Below are 16558 nucleotides of genomic sequence, written 5' to 3'. Positions count from 1 at the left end.
GCCCGAGGAGCAAGTCAATTGGCGTCCTGGCGCCGGGCGTAGTCCGCCTGAGTCTTGTACGCGGTCTCCCCGTCGTCGCCCACGTTCTCGATGCCGCAGACCTTGCGCGCGAGGTCTGCCATGCTGCCGCTCGGGGACATCTCGGCGCGCTTCATGGTGAGGGTACGGATGGCCAGCAGGGGCGTGCCGTTGAAGTTCTCGAAGGTGGTGATGCGGTCGCCCCAGTCGGACAGGAACATGTCGCGGATCACCCGGCTGATCTTCAGCCGCTCGTAGGGCCTGCCGACCGGTCCGGTCTGCAACGCCTCCAGCCACGGCCGCAGTTCGGGCTGCTGCCACTGACCCTCGGTGGGGAAGATGAGCGCGGCACGACCGGACAGGTCGATGAGCTCGTGGGCCATCTCGGCGATGTGCTCGAGGTAGTACGCCCGCCCGAAGTCGAACATCAGGACGTTCGGCTTGTAGATGCCACCGGGGGTGAAGAACCCCTGGTCCTCCGAAGCGATCAGATGCGCCTTGAGCGTCTGGTGGAAGCCGGCGAACCGGGCGACCCGGGCCTGGACCGGCGGCAGCTGGTAGGTGCCGATGTGCTCGGTGATGAGCAGGGCCAGACCGAGCATCAGCTCGGCCTTCACCATCGCACGCATCGCCGAGTGGTAGTGCAGCCAGTCGAAGACGCGCTGCGGGTACAGCGACGCGTGCTGGGGGTTACCGATGTGGAAGACCCGGTTCCAGGGGATGAGCACGTCCTCGAACACGATGACGCTGTCCAGCTCGTCACCCTGCGAGGCGAGCGGGTGCTCCACCTCCTCGCCGTCCCGGACGTTGCTCTCCCGGCAGATGATGGTGACGCCGGGGGTGTCGGGCTTCACCGCCCCGTAGATGATCTGTTCCGCGATGATGCCGGGGCGGTAGAAGACGCCGATGTGGATCCAGTCCCCGAAGGCCGCGCCGGTGCTGATCGCCTTCACACCCCGCACGGTGATGCCCTCGTCCGAGGTGCCGACCACCTGCAGGGCAGGGGACTCGGCCTGCGCGGAATCGCGCGAGCGGTTCGCCTGCGGGTCGACGAAGGCCGGCGTCGCGTTGAGGTCACCGTCCCGCACCACGTTCCAGAAGTCGAGGATCCCCTCGGTCAGGTCCCTCCCGTCGGTCCCGACGGACTGGCTGCTCCAGGGCTCCGGGTCGTCGACGTAGGTCAGCAGGACGTAGTTGTTGACATCCGGCGTGCGCGGGATGGATCCGCCGCCGAGTTCCCGCTGCACCGTCTCCAGGTAGGTCCGCTTGCGCAGCAGCTCCTCCTTGGAGCGGTGCTGGAACCACGTCATGGACCGTCGGACGCCGTCCTCGTCCACGAACGTCATGACGTCCTGGAGGTCCGGGCGGTGGTGAAGGTCGTAGAACGCCGCGATGCTCCTGGCATACGCCCGGGTCTTCGGGTGCGTGGCCACGTTGTCGACGAGTTCGTCACCCACCCACACCTTGCGGCCGTCGTTCAGTGCCGCCAGGTATTCCTTGCCTGTACGCACGTCGTGCTCCTCTCCAGGGGCAACAGATCCGGATGGCACGGAGCATCCGTCGCGGCAGGGTGAGAGGACGGCGCGCAAGGGGCAATCACCCGGGTGAAAGCGGCGATCACCGGGGAATCCGCATTGAGGGCAGATGTGGCCGTGGGTCATGCTTGCCCCATGAGCAGCACAGACCCCGCTGACGGCCAGGCAGGCGGGCGTGGGCACCAGGCCACGGCCGGGCTGCGCCTGCGGGGGCGGGACCGCGAGATCGCGGCTGTGCGTGACGCGCTGGACGCGGTACGTGGCGGACGGGGTGCCTGTGTCGTCGTGGAAGGCACGCCCGGCGTCGGCAAGAGCCGGCTGCTCGCGGAGCTGGACGAGATGGCGCGGCGGTCCGGCTTCGATGTGGTGTCGGTACGGGCCGATGAGCTCGACCAGTACGCGGCGGGAGCCGCCCTGCAGTCCGCCCTGCAATCCGCCCCGCAGTCCTTTGACGGTTCCGACCGGGCCGCCGCAGCCGTCGACGACCAGCGGCTCTGGCTGCTGGACAGCATCACGGACGCTCTGGAGGACCGGGCTCAGCGCGCCCCGGTGGCCGTGCTCGTGGACGACGCGCAGTGGGCGGATCCGGCCACGCTCTTCGTGCTGCGCACCCTGCCCGGACGGCTGGCCGCCTCGCGGATCCTGTGGGTGCTGGCGGTACGGTCGGACACCGAGCGGCCGACCGTGGCCAGGGTGCGGGAGGACCTCGAGCACCTCGGAGCCCGATGGCTGACCCTCGGCCCCCTGCCACAGCAGGAACTGCAGCACATCGCGACCGACGTCCTCGGGGTGAGGCCGTCACCCGGTCTGGTCAGACTCCTGCGGGGCGTCGGCGGCAATCCCTTCCTGGCGATCGAACTGGTACGCGCTTTCGCCGACACGGACGCCGCCATGGAGGCGGGCGAGGCGAGCCTCCTGCACGACGGCATCCCCGCCAGTTTCCGGCGGAGTATCACCGCGCGCCTGGAACGGCTCCCGGAAGATGCCGTGCGCCTGCTGCAGGTCGGATCCGTCCTCGGCCGCGAATTCGACTTCGGCACAGCCGCCCGGATGCTCGGCAGGCCGGTCGGCAGCCTGCTGTCGGGCGCCGAGGCCGCCCTGAACGCCGGCCTGCTCTCGGCCGACGGCCCGCGACTCGCCTTCCGTCACGACCTCATACGGCAGGCCTTCCACGAGAACCTGCCCCTGGCCATCCGGACCGCCCTGCACCGGGAGGCGGCCGACAGTCTGCGGGGCATCGGGGCACGATCGGCCGAGGTGGCCTGGCACGTCGTCATGTCAGGAGGCCCGGTCGACGACGAGGCCGTGACCACGCTGACCACCGCCGTACGGGAACTGTCGTCGTCGGCCCCCGACGCGGCCGCGGACCTGGCCCAGCGGGTCGCCGGACTGCTGCCCCCACACGACCGGCGTCGCATCCCCCTGCTGACCGATGCCGCCGAGTACCTCGGCCGGACCCGCCGGGTCCACGAGGCACTCGACCTGGTCGACGCCACTTTGCCGGAAGGACTCGAGCCATTGCAGGAGGCATGCCTGCGCCTGGTGGCCGCCGAGATCCACCAGGCCGCGGGCGACGACGCCGCCGCGATGACACACCTCCAGCAGGCACTGGACCTCCCCGCACTGCCGGCCGACCTGCGCGTGCGGCTGCTGAAGACCAAGGCGACGGGCCACGTCTACCTCGGGGACATCACCGCTGCCGAACAGACCGGCCCCTGGCTGGTCGAGGCCTCCTACCGCAGCGACGATCCGGCCGTCGTCGTCAGCGCCATGGTGTTCCAGTCGCAGACGTCCTTCTACCGTGGGCGCCTGCCCCGCGCCCTCGAGCTCGCCGAGGAGGCCACCCGACGCGCCGGCACCCAGTCCGCCGCACTGTACCTGCGGCCCCCGCGGATCCCGGCGCTGTGGCTGGCCACCGTGCTGACCGCCACCGACCGGCTCGCGGACACCGAGCGCATCCTGCGGGAGGGACAGCGCGAAGCGGAGGCGATGGGCCTGGGCTGGTCACTGCCTCACTGGCATGCCGCCCGTGCCTGCGCACTACTCGAACAAGGAGCGCTGGACGACGCGGCCGTGGAGGCCGAGTCCAGTCTGATGGTGGCGGACGAACTCGAGATCACTCTGCCGAATCCGCAGGCCCGCTCCGTGCTGGCGATGGTGGAGATCAGACGCGGTGACCTCACCAAGGCCAGGGACCACCTCCGCGCCGCCGAAACCGCTCCCGGCACGCACACACAGCGCTACGGCCCGTGGGTGTCTCTCGCGCACGCCGCTCTGGCGGACGCGGAGGGCGAAGACGGCGAAGCGGCGGTGGCACTCACGGCAAGCTTCACAAGCCGTGAGCCGACGCGGCTGCTCGCGATACCTCCGTCCCACTGGCCCGGGATCGTACGCATCGCGCTCCGCGGCGAAGACCCCTCGGTCGCGCAGGCCGTGTCCGGCGCACTGCGCGGCCTGACCGCACAGGACGAGAGCCGGCAGATCATCGAGGCCGTCCGCGCCCACATCGACGGCCTGCTCCACCGCGACCCCCGTGCACTGGAGACCGCCATCACCGGCTACCGCAGCACCGGCAGGCCGTTGGCCCTGGCGGCGGCCTGCGAGGACCTCGGCGAGCTCATGACCGCATCGGGCGATACGACGTCGGCGATCCCGTACTTCGAAGAATCGGGTCACCTGGCGTCGGCCTCAGGAGCCGGGCGCGATCAAGAACGGATCAGGGGGCGCCTGCGCCAGCTCGGCGTACGCACCGCCCCCGTGCGCAACCACACGGCCGGCCCCCAGGAGTGGGGGAACCTGACCGAATCCGAGCGGAAGGTGATCCCGCTCGTCCTTGAGGGCATCACCAACCGGGCCATCGCCGACCGGCTCTACGTGTCCGTGCACACCGTCAACACGCATATGAAGCACATCTTCACCAAACTCGGCATCAACTCGCGGGTCGAGCTGACCCGGCTGGCGATCGAGCGGGGCATCAGCGTCGACGGAGCCGACTGAGCGGTGCACCGACCGCAGGACACGGTGGCAGGGATCCCTTGAATGGGTGACGCCCGGCTTGGGCACCACCCGTGATGCTGGATGCCACGGCGTGGCCTCCGCCACGGCACCGTCATTCATCAGGAAGTGACGCCTCATGAACACGATGCGCGCGGCACGCGCCCACCGATACGGAGGCACCGGACCCACCTGGACCGACAGCCTCGACGGATCCGGGCGTGAGTGGTCAGCCGTCATTCCCGCACACGAGGCGTCCGGCGTCGTGGCGTCGCTCCGCCCGGCCCCGGCGCACTCGACTCCACCAGCGAGTTGATCGTCCCCCTCGCACAACCCGCGCCGCGTACAAGGCGCCCGAGAAGGAGCACCGGCGTGACAAGGTCGTCATCCATGTCGCGGAAGGACGGTCAACCGCAGCCCAGGGCGGTCGGGCCCGATGCCCGTACGGGCCCGGAGCGCGGATACCGCGGCCGACTCCGGGCCGCTGTGACCGCGAGCGCGGCCCCGCACGGATACACCCTGGCGCTGTGGACCGCCACCGCGGTGACGTCGTCCGAACGGGGCGCCCCCAGGGCAGCCGAAGTCCTGGCGCTCCTTGCCGGTGCGACGCTCACCTTCGTCGCGCTGGCCGCCGTCGCACACGGCGGCGCCCCCATGATGACGGACAGATCCGCCCCGGCCGGTACGCGGATCTGGGCGGCCTTCCATCTGCCCATGGCGGCTTGCGCCGCGCTGGTCACCCTGTTGCTGACACGGTGTTGCTCAGGTCCCCTCCTGTGGGGGCTCGTCGGGACGACCACGACCGCCGTGTACCTGCTGGGTGTCAGCGCCCAGTTCCTCTGCTTCGCAGTTCGCCATGTCACCGAGAATCCACAGGACACTCAACCATAAGAGGTCCAGCGTCTCCCTCGCGCAATTTCGTCGCGTACCGAAGACTACGCTCTCGTGCTTGACGCCCAGGGTGAAGTGATCGGTGAGGGGTGCGATTTTTCCAGGTGTATAAGTGAATACCTGGGGAGAGAGGACCTCGAATAAGGCCGTGTCCTGTGTGCGGGCGAGTGGGCGGTCGGGATGGCGCCGCTGGTCGATCGCCGTGATGTGCTGTGACGAGCCGGGCGAGGCCTTCCGGCTGATCTGCCGGCCGTGCCGCCACCGTTAGCACCGAGGCAAAGGGCGCAATGCTGGTGGGGCCAGGTCAATCACTAGATTATGCGATGCGCCTCAGCGGCCATCCGGCGCACTCTGGGCGGATGGGGAATGCGCGCCGTTCGGGACGGATGCCGGTCGGAGCCGGCCCTTAGTGAGGGCGTCGACCGCGGCAGGCGGTGACGCGGTCCGGGAGCGGGCGGCCTTGCGGCGCTCGGGCCACGGACCACCGGAGCCCGAGATCGTCAACCGGCCGGCCTCGGGTCAGGGGCCGCGCACCCGCGGGTGGCGGCAGCCGCCCAGCCCTCTACCCCCTCCCCGCGGCCCGGATCTCGGCCCGCTCCACCCTTCGTGCAATCCGCGCACGTCGATCCGGCAGAGATTGCGTCCGCCAAATGTGCCGGATATCGCATCAGTTGGGCATTGTTGTGCATCCCGGGAAGGATGTATGTTCCATGCATGATCAGAATTGCAGTGATCGGATTCATCGGGGTCGTCGCAATCGCCTTTGGTGTCACGGCGTTGACCGTCTCACCCTGGTGGTGGCCGGTCGCCGTATTGTGCGCGGCGATAGCCGGAGTCGGCACTCATGATCTGCTTCAAAGACGCCATTCAATCCTGCGCAACTATCCGGTGCTGGGACATATCCGCTTCATGCTGGAGTCGATCCGGCCGGAGTTGCAGCAGTATTTCATTGAGCGCAATTACGACGGCCGTCCGTTCGACCGGGATGTGCGCAGTCTCGTCTACCAGCGCGCCAAGGGAGACGAAGCGGAGCTTCCGTTCGGAACCGAGCGGAACGTCTACGCCGAGGGCTACGAATACTTCGAATCGTCGATCAGGCCACTCGCGGTGGGGGTGGAGGAGCCCCGGGTCCGCATCGGCGGCCCGGACTGCACCAAGCCCTACGACATGTCCTTGCTCAACGTCTCGGCGATGAGCTTCGGTTCGCTGTCCGCCAACGCCATCCTCGCCCTGAACCGGGGGGCCGCCCTCGGAGGCTTCGCCCACGACACCGGCGAAGGCGGCCTGTCGGACTACCACCTGCGCCACGGCGGTGACCTGGTGTGGGAGGTCGGCACCGCGTACTTCGGCTGCCGCACCGCGGACGGAGGCTTCGACCGCGCGCGGTTCGCCGAAAAGGCCGCTCACGACAACGTGAAATGCGTGTCACTCAAGCTGTCCCAGGGAGCCAAGCCCGGCATCGGGGGAGTGCTGCCCGGAGAGAAGGTCACCGCCGAGATCGCCCGGGTGCGCGAGGTTCCCGAGGGGAAGACCGTCATCTCGCCCCCCTACCACCAGGTCTTCGGCACGCCCCGGGAGCTGATCCGGTTCATCGCCGAAATGCGCGAGCTGTCCGGGGGCAAGCCGGTCGGCTTCAAACTGTGTGTGGGCTCCCGGCGCGAGTTCCTGGCGGTGTGCAAGGCCATGGTCGAAGAGGGCACCGCGCCGGACTTCATCATCGTGGACGGAGCGGAGGGCGGCACCGGAGCGGCCCCGCTGGAGTTCGCCGACCACCTCGGCAGCCCACTCACCGAGGGACTCATCACCGTCCACAATGCCCTGGTCGGCGTCGGCCTGCGGGACCGGATCAAGATCGGTGCCAGCGGCAAGGTGGCCACGGGAGCCGACATCGTCAAGCGCATCGTGCAAGGCGCCGACTTCACCAATTCGGCACGCGCCATGATGTTCGCCATCGGATGCATCCAGGCGCAGAGCTGCCACACCAACGCCTGCCCCGTCGGCGTCGCCACACAGGATCCGCGCCGCGCACGCGCCTTGCACGTCGACGACAAGTCGGCCCGGGTCCACCGCTTCCAGTCCGCCACGGTGAAAAGCGCACAGCAGATCATCGCCTCGCTGGGCGTGAGCGAACCCGCCGAACTGCGCCCGCACATGCTGCGCCGGCGTGTGGACCCGGTCACCGTCCAGTCCTACGCGGAACTCTACGACTGGCTGGCTCCCGGGCAGTTGCTGATCGAGCCGCCCGAGTCCTGGGCAGCGCACTGGAAGGCCGCCGATCCCGACCGCTTCAGCGCATGACACGTCTCGCGGCGGTGAGAGGGCGGGGCCGCCCTCGGGACCCAGCACTGTGATTTCCCGGTCCGTCCGTGCGGGTCATGATGTCTGCGCGGACGAGGGCGGCCGGGTCGCTCGTCCAGCCAGGGCGTCGACGCACGCCGGACTGCTGCCGGCGCCTGTGCAGACGGCGGCGCTCGAGGCGACCCTGCGCGCGCAACGAGGCCGCCCCCTGAGTGAGCGAGGTCGCCTTCGTACGCGGGGAGTTCCTGGCACGCCGGCGGACGTGGCGTCGCACAGCCTGGGCATCCTGGAGATCGGCTACGGGCGGCCCGCGGAGGCGGTGAGGCATCTGCGGTTCGCTCTCACCACCCCCTGCTTCTTCGTCTCCACCCGCGTGCTGCCCGTCCGGCAGAGGCGGCGGCCCGGGCCGACGAGCCGGAACTTGCATGCCGCGCGGCGGACCAGCTGTCTTTGTCGACGCAGGCGAGCGGCACGCCCCTCGGCCTCGGAGTCGATGCCAGAACCCGCGCCCTGGTGGCCGACGACGCCCTCGCGGAAGATCTGTACGTGTCCGCTCTCGGCCATCTGCCCCAGACCCGCGCCGTGCCGCAGGTGGCCCGGACCCATCAGCTGTACGGCGAGTGGCTGCGGCGCCGGCGCGGACGCCGGGAGGCGCGTGAACAACTGCGCACCGCGTACGAGATGTTCTCCTCGCTGGGGACGAGAGGATTCGCCGAACGGGCCCGCGCCGACTCCCGCACCCAGCTCGCGTGCATCATGCTCCGCGCCGACTGCCATTGTTTGGTCGCCGGAACAGCCCTGCCGAACAATGCGCTGGCCGCTGAACTCGGTGTGACGAGCCGACGAGGACCCCGTCCGGCACGACGGACTGCCGGGCGGTCACGTGGCTCGGTTCAGGGGGACGGGGGATGGGGGGACGGGGGACGGGTGACGGGGGACGCGGATCGGTATCCGTCGTGCAGAGATGCCGACGGATGCCGATCCGCGGTAGGCCCCGTGATGCAGCAGGCGGAGGGGTGTTCCGGAAGGCCGACACCAGCAGGCCCGGCGGGAGTTGGGTTCGCGAACGCTTGCGCTCGGGCCGGTTCGGGTGCTGGTGGTCACCGCACCCGAACCGGCCCGCTTCACGTCGCTGGGTCAGCTGTGCAAGGTCGTCACCTTCAGGGCCGGGTCGCCGGCGATCTCCGCTTGTGTGAAGCGTTCGGTGACCCACTGCTTGCGGGAGAAGAGGCGGGTCTGGTCCGCATAGTGGGGTGAGGCCGGGTTGGCCGACTCGCCGTAGGTGAGGAGGGTGTGGGCGCGGGGACCGTCGGCGGTCAGTTCGACGGCCATCAGGAAGCTGGTGCCGAAGGCGCCGGCGGGCGGGGTGCCGGTGCCCGAGTCGGGGCCTGCCTCCACGACGTCGAAGCAGCCCACGTCGCAGCCGGGCAGCGGGATGCCCGCCCACTTCTGTACGGCGCCGAGTTCGGTGTCGACCGGGAGGTCACGGGCGGCGAAGTCCTGGACGGCGGAGGCCAGGGCGCGCTGGACGCGCATGTCGTCGCCGTTGATGCCGCGCGGCGTGGTGAGGGGCTGGGCGGGGTCGTAGGGGACGCGGTGCCAGGTGTCGGGCGGGCCTTCGCCCAGGAGGTGGGCGTAGAAGGTGATCCAGAGCGCGGCGCCCCGGCTGGTGGCGTCGGCGCGGGTGTCCCAGCGGGCGAGGGTCGTGCAGGCCTGCCGTACGTCGACCTCCTTGCCGTCCGCGGCCGTCAGGCTCGGGTGGGCGCGGCACATGTCGACCACGTCGTCGCGGCCCGTCTCGGCCGACAGGACACGGTTGCCGAGCATCGACGCGCGCAGGGTGTCCTCGGTGAAGCCCGGGGCGCCGAGTCCGTCCGTGCCGTCCCGGCGTTGGGCGATCATGCGGAGTCCGAGCTGGGGCCGCTGGTCGAGACGGGGATCGATGTCGTACACGCCGGGGAGGCCGGTGAGGGGCGCCTCGGGGTTGGTGTACTGGGGCCCGTTGTTGGAGTTGGCGACGTAGTCGGTGCGGCTCAGCTTCGGCTGGTGGGAGGGGCCGTAGACGCCCGGCACGAGCGCGTCGGGGTCGCTGCCCCAGGCGCAGGACGACGTCGAACCGTCCAGGGCGGCGGGCGTCTCCTCGCCGGCCGGAAGGGTGCAGCGTCCCAGCTGTGCGTCGGTGAGGTGCGGGACGGCCGAGGAGTCGGTGAAGTACGTGCCGCCGCTGGTGTCGGCCGCGAGGGTGTAGGTCCAGGGGATGCCCTGGTAGGTGTTCTGGGCGGTGCGCAGCTGGGCGAGGTTGTGGGCCTTGCCCATGGCCAGCCAGGCGTTCATGGAGCGCAGGTTGTCGGCGTTGGCGTCGCGGATGGCGTAGGCGGTCTTCGTGGTCCAGGCGGAGGAGAGGACCGGGCCGAAGCGTGAGGTGTACAGGGTGCGGTCGACGGTCGACAGCTTGCCGTTCTCATCGCGGACGCTGACCGGGACCGTGCGGCGTTTCATCCGCTCGGCCTTCCCGTCGACCACGTAGCTGGTCGGGTCGCCGGGCACGAGTTTCAGGGCGTAGAAGGAGGCGTGCTGGGCGTCGCTCGCGGTGTGCGTCCAGGCGAGGTTCTGGTTGTGGCCGATCTCGACCAGGGGAGTGCCGTACAGGCCGGCGCCGGACACGTCCAGGGTGCCGGGGATCGTCAACTGCACCTGGTAGAAGCGGAAGTTGCCGACGGTCCAGGGAAGGTGCGGGTTGGTGAGGACCATCGCGTTGCCGGTGCGGGTGGCGTCCCGGCCGAGCGCCCAGCCGTTGCTGCCGACGTCGGCCGTGGCGAGGCCCTGCGCGTCCGGGGCGCCCGGGGCGATGGGCGTCGCGGCCGTCGCGCCGGAGGTCTCGGAGGGCGCCTCGCCCTTGCTGTCCGGGGTGTTGGGGGCCTCCGTGCCGCCCGCGTCCGCCGTCGGGGGCTTCGCGTCGCCGATGTCCGGCGCCAGCGGCACCTCCGCGGTCACCTTGTTGACGTCGTACACGACGCTCCACAGGTCGAGCGGGGTGATCGGCCGCACCCAGGGCTTGCCCTTGCAGCGCGGGTCCGGCAGCTTGCCGACGTCCGTGTCCCGCAGATAGCGGTTGTACCCGGCGGCGTACCCCTCGACCATCCGGCGCAGCTCCGCCGTCGGTCCCAGCGGTGCCTTACGGTCGAGCAGCCGCTGGACGGTGCCCGCGCGCCGTTGCCCCTTGTAGTACGTGTCGCTCGCGAGGTTGGAGCCCTCGCCGGACTCCCCGTCGGGCCCGAAGAACCGGGACCGCTCGCCCCGTAATGTCACCACCTGGTCGGCGAGTTCGCACACGTTGTCCTGCGCGAACGCGTAGCCGTAGCCGTATCCGAGCCCGTCGAAGTCACGGGCCAGGATGTGCGGGATGCCGTACTCGGTCCGGCTGATTCGGGCCGTGTGCCCGCCCGCGGCCACCGTCTCGCCGCCCGGCCCCGTCGCGGCGGACGAGGGCGCGGGCAGCAGGGCCACGGTGGCCGAGGTGAGACAGAGGGCGGCCGCGACGGCCGCCAACCGGCCTGACAGAGAATATCTTTGATGCTTCGTCAGTGCTCTGGGTTCACCCATGGCTGCCACCCTTCAGGGTGAACCGACGGGTGGCATCGAGCCTCCGGCGGATTTCCGGGCGGCGTGTCAGTCCGGGGATGTACGCCTTTGGGCCCTGCCGGCCGTCCGGCCCGCTGTCTGTCGCGTCCTTCGGAATGTGGACTTGGACCATCGACGCGCCACCACACCGCGAAAGTCGGCGGTGGCGACGTTCTCAACCCAGCGTGAGCCATCGGATGTCGGGGCGGCTGACGTCCAAGGCTTCCTCCCTGGTGACCGGCTCGCGCCCCAGAGCGTCGGCCAGGTCCAGACCGTGCACGGCGACCTCGACCACGCGCGTCAGCAGGAACGCGCGAGGTGCCCCGACTCAAGACGAAAAGCCTCAACCACCCGCCCCTGATCCATGCCGGTCAGGCCACCCAACCAGAACTGGTGCAGCAGCAGATCGCACACGTGCTCCGTGTCCTCGATACGGCCGAGGTCGCGTCCGGTGCATGTCGGGGCTGGTCACTCCTCGCCGTGCGCCGGTTGACCGCGCGCGACCAAGGGGAGCTCAGTCAACCTCTGTTCCTGCAGTAATTGATGCTCTGGTCAGGAGGCTGGTATCAGGTCGTTCCCGTATCTGTTTTGAGACGTCACTATTCGTGTGAGTTTCGGACAAGACGGGTAATCCGTCGCTAGAGTGCCTGCGTTTCGATGCACCCAGGGGGACTCGTGGAACTACTTGTTCGATTTCTGATTGCGGTCATCGGTGGGCTTCTGTGCCTCTTCATGACGTGCTTGCTCGCCGCGAGCGGCTTCCTGCTTGCCGTCGCCTGCATCGTGTTCGCGTGCGTTGTCGGGGTCCTCGCCGGCGTTCTGGGCGGCAAGGGAGGGCGGGAGTTCGCGATGGACACGGCCCGGACTCCGATGAAGACTCTGCGGGCCACGGGCCGTGGAGTTGCGGGGATCTGGGAATTCTGGTCGGAAATGGTCTCCAACAATGGCTGAGTGCTTCTCAGCGTCACTCGTGTGAGAGCCACCCGGCCAGGAAGCCGCGCACATCAGGACGGTTACGTCCGCCACCCGTTCTGAGGCGGACGAGAAGTGCTCAGCCAACTGCGCAGGTACAAGACTGTGTGTCCGTGTCGGGCCCGGGTGACCAGCCCAGCGCGATGCAGGACGCCCAACGGGCTGCCCCGCGATTGATCTTGGGGCGTGCCGGCCTTGAGGTTCGGCCGGCTGGTGGTTCAGCAATCGCAGGTCGGCCCGTTACTCGTACCGGTACTTCAGCGAGTCCGCCTCCGCCTGCTCGATGTCGGCGATCGTCAGCTCCGGCATCCGCAGTTGGGCCAGGGTCACCTCGGCCGAGGCCGGCTGGGCGTCCGCCGGCAGCCACTCCTCCGGCTTCCAGGCCCCGCTGCGCAGCAGCGACTTGGGGCAGTGCGGGTAGACCTCCTCGATCCCCAGCACCAGCGCACTGGCCGGCGGCTTGCCCACGGCGGTCAGCTGCGACAGCAGCTCCGGGCGGGTGGAGACGCAGGCCCGGCCGTTCACCCTGAGCGTCGTGGTGCGCCCCGGAATGACGAACAGCAGCCCGGCCCGTCCGGTGGCGATGACGTTCTGCAGGGTGTCCAGACGCTTGTTGCCGGTCGCGTCCGGTATCGCCACCGTCCGTGTGTCCAGGACGGCGACGAACCCGGCGGGGCCGCCGCGCGGGGAGACGTCACAGTTGCCCTCGGCATCCGCGCTGGCGACCAGGACCAGCGATGAGCAGCCGATCAACCGCCGGGTCTGCTCGGTGAGTTCGGTCATCTGCTTGCGCACGGCCGCGGCGCCGGGGAGTTCGTAGACCCGGCGCAACGCCTCCTGGTCGGGCACGGCGTCGAGGCGGAGCGAGTCGAAGGCACTGCCGGCAAGAGGTGTCGTCATGCCTCCGACCCTAATGGGCCGACCCGCGATCGATCTTGGCCGGTGAGTGTGGGGACAGACATGCCGCGGCCGAGGACGTCTCCGTGCGGATCGACGGGATGCAGACCCAGGTCCGCCGCCCACGCGCGGGCCGTCCCGGCCGACGGCCCTTCGTCCGCGGCGAGCGCAGGCAGAACGCGAGCGACGAGGCGTCCCGGGTTCACGGCGCCACCCTCACCGTCGACGGCGGATTCACCGCGGGGTAGTGGCGCGGCGGTGCGGTGGGGAGGGCCGCGTGCGATCTCTCGGTTTGGTGTCAGTGGTGTCAGTGGAGTCATGACAGTGACGGCGTGTCAGGGATGGGTGCCGGTGCTGGTGGCGCGGTTGCTTGAGCTGGGGCGCGTGGCAGGAGGTTCCGCGTCTGTCCGGAGCGGAGACGGCGTCCGCGGTCGACCGGCTTCCACCCGTTGCGGGAACTGTCCCGGCCCAGGAACTCGAGCGCACCGGGCACCTGCCCGCTCCAAGCATCCCCGCTCCCACGCCGGTCCCGCCACGCGCCCAGCAGGAACGCGGCGTGACGCTTCCGCTGTAGTGCTCACTGTGAGTGAAGCGCCGGCCTTGGGGATTGCGCGCAGTTGCCCGTAGCGGTTGCCGCTCGACGGAACGCGCCACTCCGACGGCCCGGCCCGCGAGACGACGGAAAGGAGTTTGATCGATCCGGCAGGCCCAACCCGATCCACCTGTTCTATCGGCGCAGAACTGTCCTATCGGCACAAGACGCATGCGTCAGAGTCGCTTGACGGCGAGTCGTTGGTCATGGGCGTCGAGGACTATGAGGTTCCTTGCCGCTCCATCGCCGTCGTCCCCGTCCCACCAGTCCGCGAAGGCGGCGGCCAGCGCTTCCGCGCCCGCCTTGTTCGAGTCGGTCCGCAACTCGACGTCGTAGTCGGGATCCACGAGGTCGACGGTGGAAACCTTGGTGACGTGGCGGGCCGCATTCGCCTCGCCACCGTCGCGGGCCCATGCCTTGAAGTCGGCGAGGAGCCGACCGTTCGCCTCCCGCCTGGAGACGGCGTGCGCCGGGGGCCGCTTCGGGCTGTTGCTGACACCGTCATGGCAGCCCTGCACCCACGCCCCGCGGTCCATATCGCCGGCATCGTCGGCTTCCAGGGCCCGGTGGGCGCATCCTCCTCCGACGACCTCACGCACAGCGGCACCCTTGCCGCCCGCGTCGTAGATGTCCTTGCCCGCTTTGTACCCCGCGGCGTAGGCCACCTTGAAGTCGGGCGCGGCTGTGCTGTGTTCGGCGGGCGAGGACGAGGACTCCGAGTGCCCGGTGGGCGGGTTCGTGGTGCCGCAAGCCGCCGCGGTCAGGCAGGTCAGAGTGAGGGAGGCCAAGAGCACGCCTAGGCGATGAGGGTGATGGTGTCCCGATCGCTGATTCACTGTCTGGTCTCCATTCGACTCCGGCGCGCCTGGTTAGAGGGGGCTTGTCGTCCGGTGGTTGCCCCGGTGACCGAACTTGTTTTATTTCCCTCACGCCTTGGATCGAAGGCCATGTATGGTCCATGATCTGCCACTGCGGGCCGCCTGACCACGGTCCGCGGATCGCATCTTCAGTGGGGGAAAAATTGTGGTTGAAGAATGGCCTTCTTTCCATAGCCGTGGCTGTGTCCACGCTTGTTGTCCAAGCGCCGGCGTGGGCTGATCCCACGCCCACGGAAGCAAGTGCCGGCTCGGAGCTCGGGAGACCGTCCCCGGAATCCGGCGTTCCGGGGGCCGGTACACCGTCGACCGGCCAATCCGAAAGACCCTGGGAAACCGAGAATCCGTCTCCGGATGTCACGAACTCCCTGTCTCCGAGCCCGTCACCACCGACGACTCAGAGTGCCGCCCCCTCACCCACCGGACCGGCGCCCACGCCCACGGCTACGCCGAGCGTCGATGAAAGCAGCGCCCCGGCAGGTGAGTTGGAGAAGTTCTGGACCCCGGAACGCATGGCGAAAGCCCAGCCGGTCGAGGAACAGCAGGCAAGGGAAGCGCAAATACCGGAATCCGTCCGCAAGGGACTGCTCCGTTCCCCGGCGCATCCGTTCGAGGGCATCAAGGAAGTCGGTACCTTCTACTGGGCCGACCGGAATGCCGACGGCGAACTGTATTACCGCTTCTGCGCCGGCACGGTAGTGCCGTCGCCGGGGAAGAACCTGGTGTTGACCGCAGCGCACTGCTTCGATAGTGCCGATCGGCAGCAAAACATGGTGTTCGTTCCGCAGCACAGCAAGAACAAGCCCCAGCCGCACGGAATTTTTCCCATCGCAAAGGGGCAGATCTATGCGGACCCGCGCTACATGCGCAGGGGTGGTGACAAGGACTTCACCGATCTGGACTTCGCGATCCTGAAGACCGAGCCCCGGTCGGACGGCAGGGAACTCGACTGTGACGGCTACGTGTCCGGTACCTCCGGCGGCCCGTTCATCACCGCGGGCAGCGAGAACCCGCAGGTCGTCGGTGTGACCGGCGGCTGGATGACCGGCGGGCATTCCGCGGACACGTCGTACTCGTCGTACTTCGACGGCGATCTGAAGCGCATCTACGAAGCCGCGGTGGCCGGCAGGAAGCCGGCCCCCATGCGTCGCTACGACACCCCCATCTACAACGTCCACTGTGGCTGAACAACGCCGTCCGACCCAGCCCACCGCAGCTGCCCGTCGGCCAGCGCACCGGCCCTGCCGCCGTATCCAGTGGGACTGGCACGAACGCAAGGAAGCACAGGGCTACGACTCCTCCTCACCGGCCAGGAAGCCGGGTCGTCACCTCCCGCAGCACCCACCCGTTGCCGTCCGGGTCGCTGAAGGCGGCGAACGAGCCGTAGCTGGTGCGCTGCGGGTGCGGGCCGCCGACCCGCCCCTCTTCCGTGCCGCGGTGGAACACCCCGCCCGCGTCGTGGAAGATCTCGCCCATCGGGACGCCGCGGTCGGTCAGTTCGGCGTGGGCCGCCAGGATGTCCGAGACGATGAGGTGCAGACCCTGCACCGAACCCGGTGCGGCCGTGGTGACCCCGGTGCCGAAACGGAGGCGTGCGCGCCCCAGTTCGTCGCCGGTCAAGGAGGTGACGAGATTCCTGCGGGATCGCGTGCGGCGGGGCGAACGCCTCCCAGGTCAGGCCGTGCTCGCGCCGCTGATGCGGGACCCGCACAGCCACCTCCGCAACAGCCCCGTCCGAGAGGCCACTTGGCCGTCCTCCCGGGCTGACGGGGCGCGAGGTGTCCAGGCGACAACATTTATGCGAACTGCCACAGACGTCTCGTGAGCGGGCGCCGGCCAGGGCCCTCACCGCAACAGGTTGACTC

The 16558-nt window shown here is 69.3% G+C and carries 12 protein-coding genes; 6 read left to right on the top strand and 6 right to left on the bottom strand.

Annotated elements, in window-relative coordinates; genetic code table 11:
- Positions 1-14 precede the first annotated feature (14 nt).
- Positions 15-1529, bottom strand: coding sequence for a 4-hydroxyphenylacetate 3-hydroxylase family protein (locus OG568_RS48895; RefSeq protein WP_329529819.1), 1515 nt, complete (start codon positions 1527-1529; stop codon positions 15-17).
- 159 nt (positions 1530-1688) lie between these two features.
- Between OG568_RS48895 and OG568_RS48890 the strand changes: the two genes are divergently transcribed.
- The 3 genes from OG568_RS48890 to OG568_RS48880 all read left to right on the top strand — a co-directional run bounded on the left by OG568_RS48890 (position 1689) and on the right by OG568_RS48880 (position 7736).
- Positions 1689-4550, top strand: a complete 2862-nt coding sequence (locus OG568_RS48890; RefSeq protein ID WP_329529818.1) for a helix-turn-helix transcriptional regulator — start codon at positions 1689-1691, stop codon at positions 4548-4550.
- A gap of 369 nt (positions 4551-4919) precedes the next feature.
- Positions 4920-5438 (top strand): hypothetical protein, encoded by a 519-nt coding sequence (locus tag OG568_RS48885; RefSeq protein WP_329529817.1) that lies wholly within the window; start codon positions 4920-4922, stop codon positions 5436-5438.
- A 714-nt stretch (positions 5439-6152) separates the two neighbouring features.
- Entirely contained in the window at positions 6153-7736 is a 1584-nt protein-coding gene (locus OG568_RS48880; RefSeq protein ID WP_329529816.1) for an FMN-binding glutamate synthase family protein, read from the top strand.
- A gap of 297 nt (positions 7737-8033) precedes the next feature.
- Here the strand turns inward: OG568_RS48880 and OG568_RS48875 are convergent, their stop codons facing one another.
- Positions 8034-8399 carry a hypothetical protein gene (locus tag OG568_RS48875; RefSeq protein WP_329529815.1) on the bottom strand — a complete coding sequence of 122 codons (366 nt, stop codon included), beginning with the start codon at positions 8397-8399 and terminating at the stop codon, positions 8034-8036.
- Positions 8400-8873: 474 nt separating this feature from the next.
- Positions 8874-11339, bottom strand: coding sequence for a penicillin acylase family protein (locus tag OG568_RS48870; RefSeq protein WP_329529814.1), 2466 nt, complete (start codon positions 11337-11339; stop codon positions 8874-8876).
- A gap of 693 nt (positions 11340-12032) precedes the next feature.
- Between OG568_RS48870 and OG568_RS48865 the strand changes: the two genes are divergently transcribed.
- On the top strand, positions 12033-12308 hold the full coding sequence (locus OG568_RS48865) for a hypothetical protein (RefSeq protein WP_266438586.1): 276 nt from the start codon (positions 12033-12035) through the stop codon (positions 12306-12308).
- Between the two features lie 261 nt (positions 12309-12569).
- Here OG568_RS48865 and OG568_RS48860 read toward each other — a convergent pair whose 3' ends face one another.
- Entirely contained in the window at positions 12570-13229 is a 660-nt protein-coding gene (locus tag OG568_RS48860; RefSeq protein ID WP_266594434.1) for an MSMEG_1061 family FMN-dependent PPOX-type flavoprotein, read from the bottom strand.
- An 83-nt stretch (positions 13230-13312) separates the two neighbouring features.
- On the opposite strand from OG568_RS48860, the gene OG568_RS48855 reads away from it, so the two are divergent.
- Complete coding sequence (locus OG568_RS48855; RefSeq protein WP_329529813.1) at positions 13313-13474, top strand: hypothetical protein; 162 nt, start codon at positions 13313-13315, stop codon at positions 13472-13474.
- Positions 13475-13994: 520 nt separating this feature from the next.
- Here OG568_RS48855 and OG568_RS48850 read toward each other — a convergent pair.
- Positions 13995-14612: a hypothetical protein gene (locus OG568_RS48850; RefSeq protein WP_329529812.1), complete on the bottom strand. Its 618-nt coding sequence runs from the start codon at positions 14610-14612 to the stop codon at positions 13995-13997.
- 566 nt (positions 14613-15178) lie between these two features.
- Between OG568_RS48850 and OG568_RS48845 the strand changes: the two genes are divergently transcribed.
- Positions 15179-15880, top strand: coding sequence for a trypsin-like serine peptidase (locus tag OG568_RS48845; protein ID WP_329529811.1), 702 nt, complete (start codon positions 15179-15181; stop codon positions 15878-15880).
- A gap of 115 nt (positions 15881-15995) precedes the next feature.
- On the opposite strand, the gene OG568_RS48840 is transcribed toward OG568_RS48845, so the two are convergent.
- Complete coding sequence (locus tag OG568_RS48840; RefSeq protein ID WP_329529810.1) at positions 15996-16313, bottom strand: hypothetical protein; 318 nt, start codon at positions 16311-16313, stop codon at positions 15996-15998.
- Between the last annotated feature and the right edge of the window lie 245 nt (positions 16314-16558).

The organism is Streptomyces sp. NBC_01450 (assembly GCF_036227505.1).
Classification (GTDB): domain Bacteria; phylum Actinomycetota; class Actinomycetes; order Streptomycetales; family Streptomycetaceae; genus Streptomyces.
The sequence above is the reverse complement of the archived record's forward strand: the minus strand, read 5'-3'. Positions and strand labels throughout refer to the sequence as shown.